15 protein-coding genes are annotated in these 16,069 nt (G+C 45.4%); 13 read left to right on the top strand and 2 right to left on the bottom strand.

The genetic code is table 11. The features are described 5' to 3' along the window. Positions 1-3 precede the first annotated feature (3 nt). Genes mutL through BUB35_RS01965 form a run of 4 tightly spaced genes read left to right on the top strand, consistent with a single transcriptional unit; the run spans position 4 to position 5,546 of the window. Positions 4-1,992 carry a DNA mismatch repair endonuclease MutL gene (gene mutL, locus BUB35_RS01980; protein WP_072848577.1) on the top strand — a complete coding sequence of 663 codons (1,989 nt, stop codon included), beginning with the start codon at positions 4-6 and terminating at the stop codon, positions 1,990-1,992. Positions 1,993-2,001: 9 nt separating this feature from the next. Beyond that, positions 2,002-2,964: a tRNA (adenosine(37)-N6)-dimethylallyltransferase MiaA gene (gene miaA / locus BUB35_RS01975; RefSeq protein WP_072848575.1), complete on the top strand. Its 963-nt coding sequence runs from the start codon at positions 2,002-2,004 to the stop codon at positions 2,962-2,964. Positions 2,965-2,967: 3 nt separating this feature from the next. Further along, a complete protein-coding gene (locus BUB35_RS01970; RefSeq protein WP_072848557.1) occupies positions 2,968-3,900 on the top strand; it encodes a putative ABC transporter permease in 933 nt (310 codons plus the stop codon). Beyond that, a complete protein-coding gene (locus BUB35_RS01965; protein ID WP_072848555.1) occupies positions 3,897-5,546 on the top strand; it encodes a D-alanyl-D-alanine carboxypeptidase family protein in 1,650 nt (549 codons plus the stop codon). Before BUB35_RS01970 ends, BUB35_RS01965 begins: the two co-directional genes overlap by 4 nt. Positions 5,547-5,730: 184 nt before the next feature. On the opposite strand, the gene BUB35_RS01960 is transcribed toward BUB35_RS01965, so the two are convergent. Then, positions 5,731-6,474, bottom strand: a complete 744-nt coding sequence (locus BUB35_RS01960; protein WP_072848553.1) for a nucleoside phosphorylase — start codon at positions 6,472-6,474, stop codon at positions 5,731-5,733. A 137-nt stretch (positions 6,475-6,611) separates the two neighbouring features. Between BUB35_RS01960 and BUB35_RS01955 the strand changes: the two genes are divergently transcribed. The 7 genes from BUB35_RS01955 to BUB35_RS01925 all read left to right on the top strand — a co-directional run bounded on the left by BUB35_RS01955 (position 6,612) and on the right by BUB35_RS01925 (position 14,457). Then, entirely contained in the window at positions 6,612-7,037 is a 426-nt protein-coding gene (locus tag BUB35_RS01955; protein WP_022254973.1) for a DMT family transporter, read from the top strand. A 14-nt stretch (positions 7,038-7,051) separates the two neighbouring features. Further along, a complete protein-coding gene (locus BUB35_RS01950; RefSeq protein WP_072848551.1) occupies positions 7,052-7,516 on the top strand; it encodes a DMT family transporter in 465 nt (154 codons plus the stop codon). Beyond that, complete coding sequence (locus BUB35_RS01945) at positions 7,513-8,433, top strand: ribokinase (protein ID WP_072848549.1); 921 nt, start codon at positions 7,513-7,515, stop codon at positions 8,431-8,433. Before BUB35_RS01950 ends, BUB35_RS01945 begins: the two co-directional genes overlap by 4 nt. Before the next feature lie 24 nt (positions 8,434-8,457). After that, the gene (locus tag BUB35_RS01940) at positions 8,458-9,048 is read left to right on the top strand and encodes an FMN-dependent NADH-azoreductase (RefSeq protein ID WP_072848547.1); all 591 of its coding nucleotides are present in this window, start codon (positions 8,458-8,460) and stop codon (positions 9,046-9,048) included. 32 nt (positions 9,049-9,080) lie between these two features. Then, positions 9,081-10,127 (top strand): alcohol dehydrogenase, encoded by a 1,047-nt coding sequence (locus tag BUB35_RS01935; protein WP_072848746.1) that lies wholly within the window; start codon positions 9,081-9,083, stop codon positions 10,125-10,127. Between the two features lie 104 nt (positions 10,128-10,231). Continuing rightward, positions 10,232-11,371 carry an exonuclease SbcCD subunit D gene (locus BUB35_RS01930; RefSeq protein WP_072848545.1) on the top strand — a complete coding sequence of 380 codons (1,140 nt, stop codon included), beginning with the start codon at positions 10,232-10,234 and terminating at the stop codon, positions 11,369-11,371. Beyond that, positions 11,368-14,457 carry an SbcC/MukB-like Walker B domain-containing protein gene (locus tag BUB35_RS01925; protein WP_072848543.1) on the top strand — a complete coding sequence of 1,030 codons (3,090 nt, stop codon included), beginning with the start codon at positions 11,368-11,370 and terminating at the stop codon, positions 14,455-14,457. The genes BUB35_RS01930 and BUB35_RS01925 overlap by 4 nt, the downstream gene beginning before the upstream one ends. 42 nt (positions 14,458-14,499) lie before the next feature. On the opposite strand, the gene BUB35_RS01920 is transcribed toward BUB35_RS01925, so the two are convergent. Then, entirely contained in the window at positions 14,500-15,060 is a 561-nt protein-coding gene (locus BUB35_RS01920) for an hDIG domain protein (RefSeq protein WP_022254980.1), read from the bottom strand. 160 nt (positions 15,061-15,220) lie between these two features. Here BUB35_RS01920 and BUB35_RS01915 point away from each other — a divergent pair, with 160 nt between their 5' ends. Together BUB35_RS01915 and tnpA are read left to right on the top strand one after the other, a co-directional pair. Further along, positions 15,221-15,706: an S-ribosylhomocysteine lyase gene (locus BUB35_RS01915; RefSeq protein ID WP_072848744.1), complete on the top strand. Its 486-nt coding sequence runs from the start codon at positions 15,221-15,223 to the stop codon at positions 15,704-15,706. Positions 15,707-15,878: 172 nt separating this feature from the next. Further along, the coding region (gene tnpA, locus BUB35_RS01910) for an IS200/IS605 family transposase (protein ID WP_143158921.1) at positions 15,879-16,069 on the top strand (191 nt) is incomplete at its 3' end.

Raw genomic sequence — 16,069 nt, 5'->3', positions numbered from 1 at the left:
TATTTGCAAAAGATACAACTTCTTGACCAAAAAACAATCAATAAAATCGCGGCAGGGGAAGTGGTAGAATCCCCTAAGTCCGTAGTCAAAGAACTGACGGAAAACGCCATGGACGCCGGCGCAAGTACCGTGACGGTGGAAATAAAGGAAGGTGGTATTTCGTATATTCGTGTGACAGATAACGGCTGCGGCATTCCTAAGGAACAGGTAAAAGAAGCCTTCCTCCGCCATGCCACCAGCAAATTGTCCCAGATTGAGGATTTGGAACACCTCTATACCATGGGGTTCCGTGGGGAAGCATTGGCATCCATTGCCGCTGTTTCTCAGGTGGAAATGACTACCCGCACCAAAGACGAGGAAACAGGCACCCGCATTGAAATCAGTGCGGGAGAGGTGAAATCTTTTCAGGATGTGGCATGCACCGAAGGGACAACAGTCATTGTCCGCAATCTCTTTTATAACGTGCCTGCAAGACGAAAATTTCTGAAAAAACCGGCAACGGAAAGCGGTTATGTTTCTGACCTCATGAACAAACTGGCATTGGGGCATCCGGAACTTTCTTTCCGTTATATCAATAACGGCTCTACTATGCTCCACACAGCAGGAAATGGTGACGCAAAAGCTTCCGTATTTTATGTTTACGGTAAAGAAGCGGCTACTTCCATGATGGAAATTTCCTTTGAAAGAGGAGATTATCGCTTGTCTGGACTGATTGGAAAACCGGAATTGTCCAGAGGCAACCGCAATTATGAAAACCTGTTTATCAACGGTCGTTTCATCAAAAACCGCATTGTTTCTTCTGCTGTGGAGAATGCTTATAAAACCAGAATCATGATTGGGAAATTCCCTGTTTATGTGCTGAATCTGGAAGTGGATGCGGCACAGGTGGATGTGAACGTTCATCCGGCAAAACTGGAAGTACGGTTCAAAAATGATGATGAGGTCTATGACTTTTTCTATGACGCCATTTCTTCTGCTTTTCAGGATCAGGTGCTGATTCCCAGAAGCAGTTGGGAAAAGAAACCGGCGGCAGAACCGAAACCAAAGGTGGAACAGCAGAGCCTTGTGGATATGATTCTTCAGCGGAAAGCGGAATTGCCGGAAATGCCTGCGGAAGAAGAACAGGTTGAGCCGGAAAAAACTATTGCTACAGAAAAATCTGTTCTTATAGAGAAACCGACAACAGAAAAAACATATCATACACCACTTACAGACCTGCCAAAGGCAGGCAGCGGTCCCAGTGTAGACCAGCTTTTGAAGCGGAAACAGCCAGAGAGGTCTGTAGTACGGGAAGATGTGGCTTCCTATACAGCAGAAACACCAGTGGTTCCAGCGGATTTTGCAGTGGATGGCATTTCCGAAGAAAAGCCTGTGGAAAAAGTGGAAACACCTCTACAAAAACAGGCGTTTTTCCATAATTATAAAATCATTGGGCAGATTTTCCGCACATACTGGATGGTGGAACAGGGAGATTGTGTGTACCTCATCGACCAGCATGCAGCCCATGAGCGGATACTCTATGAAAATCTCATGAACCAGTTCCGTCAGGAGTCTGTCATTTCTCAGCGTCTGGTAAGCCCTGTGATGCTGCGGCTGACACCTATGGAAACACAGATACTGAAAGATAATCGGGAATTGTTGGAACGCTTCGGTTTTGGCTTTGAAGTTTTCGGCAATGATACTTTTGGGCTGAACGCCGTTCCTGTACTGCTGAAAGAGCCCAGCGGCGTAGGATTTTTTACGGAAATACTGGATGCCATCAGTGATGGAACTGTTTCCAATGTATATGATACAAAAATTTTAGCGGTGGCAACCATGGCATGCAAAGCGGCGGTGAAAGGTCATGACCGTTTGAGCATCCAAGAGGCAGAATCTCTCATTTCTCAGCTGTTGAAGCTGGAAAACCCCTTTACCTGTCCCCATGGACGCCCGACCATCATCGAACTGACCCGCTATGAACTGGAAAAGAAATTCAAACGCATACAGAATTGAGGGATGTCCATGAAAAAACCGCTTATTATCATTGGCGGGCCTACGGCCTGCGGCAAAACAGCCATGTCCATTCTGCTGGCAAAGAAAATCGGTGGTGAGATCATTTCTGCCGATTCCATGCAGGTTTATCGTTATATGGATATTGGCACAGCGAAAGTGACGAAAGAAGAAGCAGACGGCGTACCCCATTATCTCATTGATGAATTTGATCCCGATGAGGAATATAATGTCATGATCTTCCAGCAGAAAGCCAAGGCTTATATGGAAGAAATCTGGGCAAAAGGAAAAATTCCCATTGTGGTAGGGGGCACCGGCTTTTATATCAACGCATTGCTCTACGACAATGCTTTTACAGAAACAGATGGAGACGACAGTTTCCGTCAGGCATGTTACAAACAGGCGGAAACAGAAGGACCAGAAGTGCTTTTTCAGAAACTCTTGGAAATTGACCCGGAATACGCTGCAACGACCCACGCGAATAATGTGAAGCGTGTGACTCGTGCGCTGGAATATCACCATATGACAGGGCAGAAATTCTCTGACCACAACGCCGAACAGAAACAGAAAGAATCTCCCTATGCGGCGGCAGTCATCATACTGACCATGGAACGCCAGAAGCTGTATGAGCGCATCGAACAGCGTGTAGATCTGATGATGGAAGCGGGTCTGCTGGATGAAGTGAAGGGGCTTCTGGACAAAGGCTATGATGGCAGTCTGGTTTCTATGCAGGGACTTGGTTATAAAGAATTCCTGCCGTACTTTGCCGGAGAGATTTCTCTGGAGGATGCGGTAACCGAACTGAAAACAGGCACAAGACGCTTTGCCAAACGTCAGCTGACCTGGTTCCGCAGACAAATCGACGGTCTGTGGATTGATCTTTCCCTGACAGACAAAGAAACGGCTCTTGCAGATATGGTGGATTATGTGAAACAGTGCGGCATTTCCCTGCCGGAAGAAAGTGGGGAGGCGTAAAATATGTGGTCATCGGAGCTTTTTGGGTTTACTTTTTTTCAGCTCTTTTACTATTTTATGCTTTACAGCTTTCTGGGCTGGGCAATGGAATCGGCTTTTGTTTCCATTACGACGAAAGAATGGGTGAACCGCGGCTTTATCAATGGACCTCTTTGCCCCATTTATGGTACAGGGGCATTGCTCATTCTGGTATTGCTCTCACCAGTGCAGGAAAATCTGCTGCTTTTGTTTTGCGGCGGTTTTCTGGTGGCAACGGTGGTAGAATACGCCATTGCGGTATTGCTGGAAAAACTCTTTCACGCTTCGTGGTGGGATTACAGCAAGAAAAAGTTTAATATCAAAGGACGCGTCTGCCTGGAACGCTCTGTGGAGTGGGGGCTTTTGACGGTATTTGTCATGCGGCTCATTCAGCCGGCAGTGGCGGATTTTGTGGCAAAGATTCCTCTTGTGCTGGGGGAATGCGTGGGCACAGCGCTGATGATCTATCTTTTCGCAGATGCAGGCGTTACCGTACAGCAGATTCTGCATTTGAACGAAAAACTGGCTCATTTGAGCGAAGCGAGAGAAGAACTCCGTGCCAAATTGGAAAGCACAAAATTGTATACTGCTCGTCAGGAACTGGCAGAATATTTTGAAAATCATCCAACAGCAGAATTCCTGCGGGAATGGAAAGCCCGTATGGACGAAACTTTTGGAGATATCGAACAGATGCAGTTGGAAGAAAGACTGCGTGGGGAATATATTTTCAATGAAATTCGGGAACGTCTGGAATACAAAGCCCGTGCACTGGAACAGGAAACAATGGTACAGCGCCGTTTGATGAAGGCTTTCCCGGGACTGCGTTCCAAACGCTTTGACAAGGAACTGCAGGAAATGCGTGCACAGATGGAAGCACGCAAAAGAAAAAGAAAACAACAGAAAGGAGAACGAAAATGAAAAAGCGGTGGCATAAAGTCCTTGCTTTGACACTGGCAGCAGCCCTTTGTCTGGGTGCCGTCGGATGCGGAAAAGATGAAGGTACGACCGAAGAACAACAGGTAACCACGGAAACAGAAGGTACCGAAGGACAGGAAAATACAGAAAATCAGGAAAATCAGGAAGATGCATCTGCCGATCAGGCAGCAAGCGGAGAAGATCAGGCGGAAGGTGCAAAAGAACCGGAAACAGAGGGAGAAACATCTGAAACAGAAGGTGCTGCTGCGGCAAGTCCTATGGCGTTGCAGGAAGTTTGGCTTCAGGCAGATGGTGCGCCTACCATTACAGCAGAATCTGCATTGCTCATCGATCAGGAAAGCGGCACCATTCTTTATGAAAAAAATGCCAAAGAAAAAATCTATCCTGCCAGCGTAACAAAAATCATTACCGCATTGGTTGTGATGGATTATTTGCAGCCTGATGAAATCATCACCGTTGGTACAGAAATCAATGAAGTGACACTGGATTCCAGTAAAGCTGGTCATGTGCTGAATGAAAAACTGACGGTAGAAAATGCCTTGAGAGGTCTGCTGATTCCCTCCGGCAATGACTCTGCCAACGTACTGGCAGCAGCTACAGCCAGAAAAGCGGAAAACGATGAAGATATGTCCTTTGCAAAATGCGAAGCAGTATTTACCGATCTGATGAACAAAAAAGCGGAAGAATTGGGTGCAGTCAACAGCCATTTCACCAATGCCCATGGCTATCATGACGAAAACCATTATTCCTGCGCTTATGATATGGCACTGTTTGCTATGGCGTTTATGCAGAATGAAACACTGGCGGAAATCGTTTCCGAAAAGAGTTTCTCCGGCAATGGCGCAGACGGACAGTTTGCCGATGATCCTGAAGTGATTACACAGGATTATAACTGGGTGAGCCACAACTACCTGGTTACAGATAATGAATATCAGTATGCTTATGCAACAGGTATCAAAACCGGTTTTACAGATGAAGCAGGAGAATGCCTGACAGCATCTGCGGAAAAAGGCGATATGAAACTGATTTCTGTCATGTTCAAAGGCAGCGATCCTGCTCGTTGGACAGAAAGCGCAAGCCTGCTGGATTATGGCTTCAACAATTATGCTCGTGTAGAACTGACAGCAGCAGGTGCAGCCATCGAAGAAGTGCCTCTGACCAAACATAATAAACTGCAGGGTGATACTGTTCCTCTAGTTTATCAGAATGCGCTGGTAACCTATCTGCCTACAGATGCAGTGAACAGCGTGGAAACAGCTGTTACCATTCTGGACGATTACAAAGTGGAAGAAAAAGACGGCACTGTGAAAGTGAAAGCGCCTTTGACAAAAGGTGAAGAAATTGCTACCGTAACATACACCATCGACGGCAAAGAAGTGGCGCAGATGCCTGCTTACGCTGGTGCAGATATTGAAAAGGGTACCATCTTCAACAATATCTGGTATGGACTGAAAACTTTCTTCTCTCACCTGTTCTCCCTGAAGGGTCTGATCACGGTTGTTGTGATTGTGGTCATTCTGGTTATCATTTATCTGATTTTGAAACGGATGCGCTATGGTGGACATCGCAGAAGAGGTGCTTACACACTGAAGAGTCCTTCCCGCCGCAGAGGCAGAAGACGCTGGTAAGCATTGAAAATCAAAGAAAAACACCGATAGAAATGCAGGTTATCCTTAAGAAATATTCTTTTTGTTTCTTAAGGGAATCTGTGAAGGCAGAACATGCCTGATGAAATATTTTCAAAAAAAGAAAGCTGAAATCTTTTGCATAGAAAGGTTTCAGCTTTTTTGTATTTTTTATAGAAAAGTATGTTTATTTCCCTGTTTCCAGTTTATAGAAGGCTTCCAAAGCAGTGAGGATTTCATGGCGTTCGCCTTCCATAGCCAGATTTTCGCCGTCTACATAAGAACCGATGCTTTCAGAGGTATCCTGTTCATAAGCAACGACGTTGTTCAGAATGGAAGCAGTTTTTACGCCACGCAGATGACCGATGGTAAACAGTGCAGCTGTTTCCATGTCGCAGCCCAATACGCCCTGTTTGGACCAGTAAGCGTCGATGGCTTCTTCGTCATCAGTATAAAAACTGTCATGGCTGCGGGCAATGCCTACATGGTATTGGAAATCCTGTTCTTTTGCCGCTTCCATGCAGTACAGCATCAGCTGTGCGTCGGGAACAGCGGGGAACATAGCGTCGATATATGTTTTGGATGCGCCGTCGTCACGAACTGCACCGTTAACGATGATGATGTCGCCGACTTTTACCTGAGGCTGTAAGCTGCCACAGCTGCCAATACGAATCATGGCTTCTACACCGATGTTATGCAGTTCTTCTACAGCAATGCCTGCGGATGCACCGCCAATACCTGTGGAAATGGCAAGGATAGGAACGCCTTTGTATGTGCCGGAAAGACTGCGGTATTCCCGGTTGAATTTCAGTTCGGTTACGTTTTCCAGAAAAGGTGCGATGCGGTCCAGACGCGCAGGGTCGCCGGGCATCAGAGCGTATTTAATTTGTAGATCTTTACCCAGTTGGATATGGGGCTGTAAAGATTCCATTGTGATTCCTCCTTTGTTTTTTCTTCTAATTTACATGATTTTTCGCAAAAATGCAATGGATGCCATAAGGTGTTTGAAGTCTGACAGGGATTATGTTACAATGAGGTGTAACAAAATATTGGAAAGGGAGAAAAGAGATGATTTATTTCCTGTTTTTGATTTTATCGGGGCTGCTGCAGGGCATGATGATTTCCCTCAATGGACAGTTGGGGAATTATTACAGTATGTTCGGCATCAGTTTTTTTGTCCACGGAATCGCGGCAGTTCTTTTGATTTTGTATCTGAAATGCAAAGAAAAGAAAAAAATCCGTTTTCGTGGCGTGCCTGCGTATGTGTATCTGGTGGGCTTCATGGGCATCGGTATGGTTACCAGCAGCAGTTGGTGCACCCTTGCCATCGGTGCCACAGCGATGACAGGACTTTCCGTCATTGGGCAGATGATTTCTTCTGCGGTGGTGGATCATCATGGCTGGTTTGGCATTGAAAAACAGAAGTTCAACTGGAAAGAACTGCCTGCCTATCTGCTGGTATTGGCAGGTGTTTGGCTGGTAACAACAGGCTGAGGAGGAAAACAGAAATGATATTTTATATAACTGCCGTAGCCAATGGTTTTTTAAATACGGTCAATAAAATGGTAAATGTAAAAGCGGGGGAATGTTTGGGGACTGCCAATGGCGCCCTCATCAATTATGTGGAAGCAACCATCATTTCTTTGTGCCTGATTTTTGTAACAGGCAATGGGGCAGAAATGAATTTTTCTCATATCACAGAAGTGCCGCCACTGTTTTATCTGGGCAGTGTTTGTGGTTTGATTGCCATGATCTTCCTGATTTTGGGCACTAGCCATACAGGGGCTATGGCTTCTACCATTCTGGCACTTTTGGGACAGCTTGGCATGTCTGTGGCACTGGATTATGTATTTTTCCAGACATTCAGCTGGAAACGAATTTTAGGCATCTTTTTGATCACTGCCGGCATCGCTTGGCGGGAATACATTAAAATACAGGACAGAAGAAAACAGATAAAGGGGGATGCAGCTTGAAGATTTGCAATTTTGGTTCCATGAATTTGGATCATGTATATCAGGTAGATACGTTTTTGCAACCGGGAGAAACGAAATCTTCCCGTTCCTTGTTTACAAACTGTGGCGGCAAAGGCTTGAATCAGTCCATTGCGGCGGCAAAAGCAGGCAATCAGGTGGTACATGCCGGTGTTATTGGTTCCGGCGGCGAAATGCTGGAAGAAGTACTGGCGAAAAATGGCGTAGATGTGAGCCTCCTTTCTCATGTGGATGCACCCAGCGGTCATGCCATCATTCAGGTGGATGATGCGGGGCAGAACTGTATCCTGCTGTTCGGCGGCACCAATCAGATGTTGACAGAAGCTTATATTACAGAAGTGCTGGACAAAATGGACGCGGATACTTTGGTTCTGCTCCAGAACGAAACCAATCTGGTGGGCTTTATCATGGAAGAAGCACACAAAAGAGGTATGAAAACCGCTTTGAACGCTGCTCCTATGGATGAAAAAGTGCTGTCTTATCCTTTGGAACTGCTGGATTGGCTCATTGTCAATGAAGTGGAAGGTAAACAGATTGCGAACTGCCAGACAGATGATGAAATTCTGCCGGTACTGCGGAAAAAATACCCTGACTGCGGCATTTTGCTCACATTGGGCAGCAGAGGTGCCATCTGTGATTACGCAGGGGAAATGTATCAGATTGGATGTTTCAAAGTACCTGTGGTAGATACCACTGCGGCAGGGGATACCTTTACAGGATATTTCCTCTATGGCATGGGCAATGGTCTGGGTGTTGCAGATAGCCTGCTGCTGGCAACCACAGCAAGTGCCATGGCTATCGGCAAGAAAGGCGCTGCAGACTCTGTGCCTCTTTATGAAGAAGTGGCAGAAAACATGAAAAATCAGGTGTTTGGTACATTGAAAGCACAGAAAAAATAAAATCGGATTGAAGGAGGAAGCAAAATGAAAAAGGTATTGTTTGTAAACTGCTGTATCCGCAGAGAAGGTTCCAGAACACAGAAGCTGGCAGATCATTTTCTGGAAGGTCTGCGGAAAAAAGAAGGCTATGAAATCGAAGAGCTTTGCCTGATGGATGAGTCTTTGTCTTATTTTACAGATGGATTTTTTGAGCAGCGGGAACGTCTGCTGGCAGATAAGCAGTTCGACCATCCACGGTTCCGTTATGCCCATCAGTTTGCAGAGGCGGACAAGATTGTTATTGCCGCGCCTTTTTGGGATTTGAGCTTCCCTGCTTTATTGAAAGTATATATTGAAAACCTTTGTGTGGAAGGTATTACATTTGGCTGCAACGAAACAGGCTGCTTCGGTACCTGTAAAGCAGATCAACTCATTTACCTGACCACCAGAGGCGGATTCTATAACGACAATCCTATGGAAATGGGTTCCCGTTATATTTGGGCAATGTGCGATTTCTTTGGCATCCCTCGTTATGACTGTGTGGCAGGGGATGGACTGGATACAGGCGTGCGTCCTGTGGAAGAAATCCTGGAAGATGCAAAGGCAGAAATCGACCGTTTGCTTGCTGAGTTTTAAGAGAAAAGAGGAAAAATACCATGGAAAAAACAATGAAAGCAGTTGTATACAAAGGAAAAGGACAGGTTGTGTTGGAAGATAGACCTGTTCCTGTGATTCAAGACCCCAGAGATGCTATCGTCAGAGTGACACGCTCCACAATCTGTTCCAGTGACTTACATATCAAACATGGCACTGTGCCTCGTGCAAAAGAAAATACCGTTTTGGGTCATGAATTTGTAGGGGAAGTTGTGGAAGTCGGCAGCGCTGTGAAGAAATTCAAAGCAGGCGACCGTGTTTCCGTAAATGTGGAAACTTTCTGCGGCGAATGTTTCTTCTGCAAAAGAGGTTATGTGAATAACTGTGTGGAAGGCGGCTGGGAACTGGGCTGCCGTATTGACGGTTGTCAGGCGGAATATGTTCGTGTACCCATTGCCGATAACGGCATGACACCTATCCCCGATGATGTTTCTGATGAAGCAGCACTGTTCAATGGCGATATTCTGGCAACAGGCTATTGGGCTGCAAGCATCGGCGAAATCAAACCTGCGGATACTGTTGTGGTATTGGGCGCAGGTCCTACAGGTCTTTGCACCCTTATGAGCATCCGTTTGTACAGCCCTGCGAAAGTCATCGTTGTTGACGTGAGCGGAGAAAGAATGGCACTGGCAAAAGAACAGGGCTTGGCTGATATTTGCCTGAATCCTACAAAAGTGGATGTGGAGGCGGAAGTCCTTCGCCTGACAGACGGCAGAGGCGCTGACCGTGTCTTTGAAGTGGCTGGTGGTGAAAATACATTCCAGCTGGCATGGAAAGTGGCAAGACCCAACGCCATTGTGGTTCTGGTTGCGCTCTACGCAAAAGAACAGGCATTGCCTCTGCATTTGATGTACGGCAAAAACCTGACATTCAAAACAGGCGGCGTGGATGCAAACTGCTGTGAAGACATCATGAAAATGATTCAGTGCGGCAAAATCGACACATCCTGCCTGATTACCCATCGTGCACCTTTGAACGATGTGATGGAAGGCTATCGGGTATTTGAAAATAAACTGGATGGCTGCATCAAATGGGTCATCACACCTTATGAAAGAGATTGAAAATAAAAACGGTATGTCTTTCGGGGCATTTCCAAAAAAGAAAAGCCTGAGAAATGGGCTTTTCTTTTTTAGAAGAAATTTGTAACAGAAAGGAGAAATGACAATTGAAGTTGTTTCATTTAAGTGACCTGCATTTGGGAAAACGGGTATATGCTTTTTCCATGCTGTCGGATCAGCGGTATGTGTTGGAGCAGGTCTGCGCTTTGGCAGAAAGACATCAACCGGATGGTATTTTGCTTAGTGGTGATTTATACGATAAACCCATTCCACCCGTGGAAGCGGTACAGCTCTTGGATGAATTTTTGACTAGCATGCAGCAGATGGGCATTGCGGTTTATGCCATTTCTGGTAACCATGATTCCGCTGGACGTGTAGACTTTGGCAGCCGCATTTTGCAGCAGCAGAATCTGCATATTTGCGGTGCCTTTGACGGCAAACTGTATCATGTTTCCAAAGAGGATGCTTTTGGAGAAATCCATTTTTACTTGCTTCCTTTTTTGAAACCTGCAACTGTTTCTGCTTTTCGGGAAGGAGGCGAAAGCCTGACTTATGCAGAAGCGGTCAAATGGGCTTTGGAAACAGTGGATATAGACACCACAAAGCGCAATGTACTTTTGGCACACCAGTTTGTCACATGGAAAGGAACGGCAGAAGAAAGCGATTCGGAAACAAAGACACTAGGCGGTGTGGATGAAATGGACGCAAGCTTGTTCTTTGATTTTGACTATGTGGCTTTGGGGCATCTCCATAGCCCTCAGCGCATCGGGCGGGACACCATCCGCTATGGCGGTTCTCCTCTGAAATATTCTTTTTCGGAACTTCGCCAGAAAAAAGGCGTGACTCTTGTGGAAATACAGGAAAAGGGCAATGTTACCACAGAATTCCTTCCTTTAGAACCGCTGCATCCTTTGCGGGAAATGAAAGGAACATTGGATGATCTTTTAGAGGCGGCAGAGGAAGCAGGTGGCTCCGAAGATTATGTGCGAGCCATTTTGACAGATGAAGGGGCAGTCTATGACCCTGTGGGACGACTGCGGGTATATTATCCTAACCTGATGACATTGGAAATGGCACAGCGGAGGGAAAGTCAGCAGGATTTGTCTTTAGAAATGGATCAGGAACAGCTGTCCGGACCTGCGCTTTTCGCCGGTTTCTTTGAAAAACAGAATGACCGGGAAATGGATGTGGCACAAAAAGCCCTTGTGGAAAAAATCTGGCAGGATTTGGGAGGTGTTGAAGAATGAAACCATTGGAAATTACCGTTTCTGCCTTTGGACCTTATGCGGGAAATGTGCAGATTCCCCTGTCGAAATTGGGTGAACAGGGAATCTTCCTCATTACCGGGGACACTGGCGCCGGAAAAACAACATTGTTTGACGCCATTTGTTTCGCTCTTTTCGGAGAAGTCAGCGGCTCCAACCGTGAAGTAGACAGCCTGCGCAGCGACTTTGCTTCTCCATCTACAAAAACTTTTGTGGATTTGACATTTTCCCATCATGGGGAAACCTATCGTATTTTGCGGAATCCCGCCTATCTGCGCCCTAAGAAATCCGGGGAAGGCACTACAAAAGAAACGGCAGATGCAACTCTTTGGTATCCTGACGGCAGCGTCGTGTCCGGGGCAGAAAAAGTGAAAAAAGCGGCAGAAACATTGTTGGGCATTGACGCAAAGCAATTCAAACAGATTGCTATGATAGCCCAGGGGGAATTTTTGAAACTCCTTTATGCGGATAGTGTGGAACGTGGCGCCATTTTCCGTCGGGTATTCCATACAGATTTTTATCTGGCATTCCAGAAAAAACTGAAAGAATTGGAGAAAGAAAACCGAACAGCCTTTGAGGACAGCGGTAAGCGTCTTTTGACATATCTTTCTCAGTGCGGCATTGAAGAAACGGACGAAAATACACTGCTCCAAAGAGCAGAGCAGTTTTTGACAGAAGCAGAAGCGGAATATGAAAAAGCGGAAAACGTCTGGCTTCAGCAGGAAAAAGAAATTGCCGCAAAAGAAGAAGAACGTCTGAAAATTGCGGCGCAGCAAGCCGATGGGGAAAACACCAATCGTCTTTTGGATGCCTTGGCAGAAGCAAAAAAACAATATCAATCTCTTTTAGAAGAAGAAACAGCGCAGCTTTTGAAAAAAGAAGAACTCCAGAAACAGCGTCGCGCTGTTGACTATGTACAGCCCAAAGCATTGGACTGGAAGCAGAAAAAAGATGCAGCAGATCGTCTGGAATTGCAGTTAAAAGGGCTGTTAGATAAGGAACAAAAAGAAAAGGAAGTCCTTCAAAACAGTATAGAACAGGAAAAAGCATTGGAACCTTTGTGTGGACAGTTGGAATTTGATCGGGCAGAAGCGGCAAAAAAAGAAGACCGTTTGAAGGATTTTGAGGCGAAAGAACAGGCAGAGAAAGAAATCCGTCGTCAGGAGGCAGAAATCCAAGAAACAGCGGCACAAAAAGAAAAGCTGGAAACAGAAAAGACCACTTTGGAAGATCATCTGGAAGTTTTACGTCAGCAGGAAAGTCTGCTTCCTGTTGTACAGCAACGTTTGTCAGCGTTGGAACAGGAGAAAAATCGTTTGCAGGAACAGAAGGATTTGTTGCAGGAAACGAATGATGCCTTACAGGATGGTCTGGAAATAAGAAAGACACTTGATGAGATTCAGAAAAAATATCAAACAGCGAAAGAAAAATGGGAACAGGCAAAAGCGGTGGCAGATCAGGCAGAAAGAAATTATCTGGATGCCCAGGCTGGCATTCTGGCGGAAAATCTAGCGGAAGGCATGCCTTGTCCTGTCTGCGGTTCTGTGCATCATCCGGCAAAAGCGGTGCGTTCCACCCAAGCACCTACCCAAGCAGAGTGGAATCGACTGCGAGAAGTGGAAAAAACAGAACGGGAGAAGACAGAAACCCTTTCCAGAAAAAGTGGTGAACGGAATATTTCTCTGGAACATTTACGGGAAAAAGTGAGAAATGGTTTGAAAAAATTAGGCTTGGAGAATATTTCTCAAATGCAGGAATTGGAAGTTTCCTTGCAAACAGAAGAAAATAAGTTGGATACAGAGTTGAGAGAAACGAAAAAACAGGAGAAAGAACTGTTGAAAGTTCCTGATGAACTGGAAAAAGCAAAAGCCAAACAGCAGAGCTTGCAGAAATCTTTAGATACAACAGATACATTACTGCGTCAGCAGGAAAGTGCACTGAGCCAGAAGAAAGGGGAATTCAATCAATTAGTACAGCGCATTGGCAATGGTACTTTGGCAGAAGCCCAGGCAGAATGGAAAAAACTTTGTGATGCTATTAGAAAAAAAGAAAAAGCGTTGCAGGATGTGGCAGACAAAAAACAGCAGGCAGAAACAGCATTGGCAGGCACGCAAGCCCTTTTGCAGCAGACAGGAGATAATTTTAAAGAAAGCTGCGAAGCGAAGGAACAGGCAAAAGATGCTTTCCTGAAAACACTGGAAGAACAGCAATTCAAAGATAAAGCGGATTTTGCAAATTCCCTTGTTTCCAGAGAAATTCTGGAGCAGACCGAGGAGAAAAACCGGGCGTATTTTGTGGCGTTGCAGACAAGTAAACAAAACCTGGAGAATAAACAAACAGAAGCAGCAGGCAAAATCTATCAGGATTTGACAGAACTGGAAGAAGAAATGAAACGCCTGGGCGTGGAAAAGGAAGAAATTCAGGAAAAAGTACAGGAGCAGAAAGCCCTGTGGCAAACTCGAAAAAAGGCAGCAGAAAGCGCACAGAAAGAATTGCAGGCTTGGAAAAAAGCAGAAAAGGATTATCTTCCTATTGTGGAACTGTCTAAGACAGCCAATGGGGAATTGGCACAGAAAGATAAGATTGCTTTCGAGCAGTTTGTACAGGGATTCTATTTTGACCGGATTCTGGCAGCAGCCAACCTGCGTTTTGCGGAAATGACCAATGGACGCTACCATTTGCGCCGTGCGGAAGTGGCAGCCAATAAACGCTCTCAGTCTGGTCTGGAACTGGAAGTTATGGACTATTTCACAGGCAAGGCCAGAGGAGTCAAATCCCTTTCCGGCGGTGAAGCTTTCAAGGCTTCTTTGAGTCTGGCACTGGGACTGTCTGACTTGATCCAGCAGACAGCTGGCGGTGTGGAAATCAAAGCCATGTTCATTGACGAAGGCTTTGGCGCATTGGATGAAGAATCCAGAGAACAGGCCGTACGGATTTTGCAGCAGCTTTCTTACGGAGATCGTATGGTAGGTATCATTTCCCATGTAACAGAACTGAAGGAAAGCATTGAAAAGAAGTTAATCGTGAAAAAGAGCAGCAGAGGCAGCACCGTTTCTTTCGAAGTATAAAAAAGAGGCTGGAATCATAGAAGATTCTAGCCTTTTTATGCTTTAGTAATTGGGATTGGATTTCATTGCCTGCAATGTGCGGTTCAGCAGATCATCCAGTTCCCAGCCAAGCTGTTCTGCACCACGGCGAATGATGTCACGGTCACAGCCAGCAGCAAAGGATTTGTCTTTGAATTTCTTTTTCAGGGATTTCAGTTCCATATCTTGTACGCTCTTGGAAGGACGCATCAATGCAGCAGCACCAATAAGCCCTGTCAGTTCGTCTGTAGCAAAGAGCACTTTTTCCATTTCGTGAACGGGTTCTACATCGGAGCAGATACCATAGCCGTGGCTGGCAACAGCGTGGATAAGTTTTTCATCCAGATCCAGGTCTTTCATGATTTCCTGGCATTTGATGCAGTGCTGTTCGGGATAAAGTTCGAAATCCAGGTCGTGGAGCAGACCTACCATACCCCAGAATTCTACATCATCGCCATAGCCCAGTTCCTGTGCAAAATAGCGCATAACACATTCTACGGTTTCGCCGTGCTGAATGTGGAAAGGTTCTTTGTTATATTCCTTTAATAATGCAAATGCTTCATCTCTTGTCAGTTCTTTTGCCATAATCTTTCCCTCTTTCCTTGGTGATGTTTCTATTTTTATACATTATAACGGTTTGTAGTATAAAAAGCAATGGTTTTTCCAAAGGCGTGCGCTATTGCTTTTTCTGTCAAAAAAAGATACAATAGGAAAACAGAACAGAGTACAGAAAGCGAGGATCATTATGGACGTTACAAGTTTTGGCATTGACCATAATCGTTTGTTGAGAGGAATTTATGTTTCCAGAAAAGATACCGTGGGTGATGGTGTACTGACCACATTCGACGTAAGAATGAAAGAACCCAACCGTGAAATGGTTATGGATACTTCTGTGATGCATACCATTGAACACCTGATGGCAACCTTTTTCCGCGGACATGACCAGTGGGCAGATAAGACCATTTATGTTGGTCCCATGGGATGCCGTACAGGGATGTATGTGATTTTCAAAGGCGATTTGGAATCCAAGGATGTTGCGCCGATCATGGCAGACGCATACCGCTATATGGCTGAATTTACAGGTGAAATTCCTGCGGCAAAAGCGGAAATGTGCGGTAACTATCTGGATCATAATCTGGAAATTACAAAAATTGAATGCAGAAAGTTCCTGGAAGAAGTGCTGGAACAGATCAAAGAAGAAAATATGGTTTATCCCAGACAGCAGGGATAATCAAGGAAAAAAGCCGTCAAACCGAGAGGTTTGGCGGCTTTTTGTTGGTGAATCCAATAAAAACCCCCGGCTATGCCGGGGGAATCAGTGAGCTTCAGCTTCAAGCAAAAACCTCCTATGCTATCATCATCTTGAGTCCGCCAAGACACAAGAAAGCATAGGAGGTTTTTATATGAATAGTTTAGCACATACGAGTTGGGAATGTAAATATCATATTGTATTTGCACCAAAGTATAGAAGACAGGTAATATATGGAAAAATGAAAGCTGAAATAGGGAAAATTCTTAGAGAATTATGCGAAAGAAAAGGGATAGAGATCATAGCAGCAGAATGTTGTCCGGATCATATACATATGCTGATTCG

Source organism: Anaerotignum lactatifermentans DSM 14214 (assembly GCF_900142265.1).
Classification (GTDB): domain Bacteria; phylum Bacillota; class Clostridia; order Lachnospirales; family Anaerotignaceae; genus Anaerotignum; species Anaerotignum lactatifermentans.
The sequence above is the reverse complement of the archived record's forward strand: the minus strand, read 5'-3'. Positions and strand labels throughout refer to the sequence as shown.

What these genes read in the sequence shown, in the direction of transcription:
- BUB35_RS01920 (WP_022254980.1), bottom strand. Translation starts at nt 15,060, where the DNA reads ATGGCAAAAGAACTGACAAGAGATGAAGCATTTGCATTATTAAAGGAA.
- BUB35_RS01935 (WP_072848746.1), top strand. Translation starts at nt 9,081, where the DNA reads ATGAAAGCAGTTGTATACAAAGGAAAAGGACAGGTTGTGTTGGAAGAT.
- BUB35_RS01950 (WP_072848551.1), top strand. Translation starts at nt 7,052, where the DNA reads ATGATATTTTATATAACTGCCGTAGCCAATGGTTTTTTAAATACGGTC.
- BUB35_RS01955 (WP_022254973.1), top strand. Translation starts at nt 6,612, where the DNA reads ATGATTTATTTCCTGTTTTTGATTTTATCGGGGCTGCTGCAGGGCATG.
- BUB35_RS01940 (WP_072848547.1), top strand. Translation starts at nt 8,458, where the DNA reads ATGAAAAAGGTATTGTTTGTAAACTGCTGTATCCGCAGAGAAGGTTCC.
- BUB35_RS01915 (WP_072848744.1), top strand. Translation starts at nt 15,221, where the DNA reads ATGGACGTTACAAGTTTTGGCATTGACCATAATCGTTTGTTGAGAGGA.
- BUB35_RS01960 (WP_072848553.1), bottom strand. Translation starts at nt 6,474, where the DNA reads ATGGAATCTTTACAGCCCCATATCCAACTGGGTAAAGATCTACAAATT.
- miaA (WP_072848575.1), top strand. Translation starts at nt 2,002, where the DNA reads ATGAAAAAACCGCTTATTATCATTGGCGGGCCTACGGCCTGCGGCAAA.
- BUB35_RS01970 (WP_072848557.1), top strand. Translation starts at nt 2,968, where the DNA reads ATGTGGTCATCGGAGCTTTTTGGGTTTACTTTTTTTCAGCTCTTTTAC.
- BUB35_RS01925 (WP_072848543.1), top strand. Translation starts at nt 11,368, where the DNA reads ATGAAACCATTGGAAATTACCGTTTCTGCCTTTGGACCTTATGCGGGA.
- BUB35_RS01965 (WP_072848555.1), top strand. Translation starts at nt 3,897, where the DNA reads ATGAAAAAGCGGTGGCATAAAGTCCTTGCTTTGACACTGGCAGCAGCC.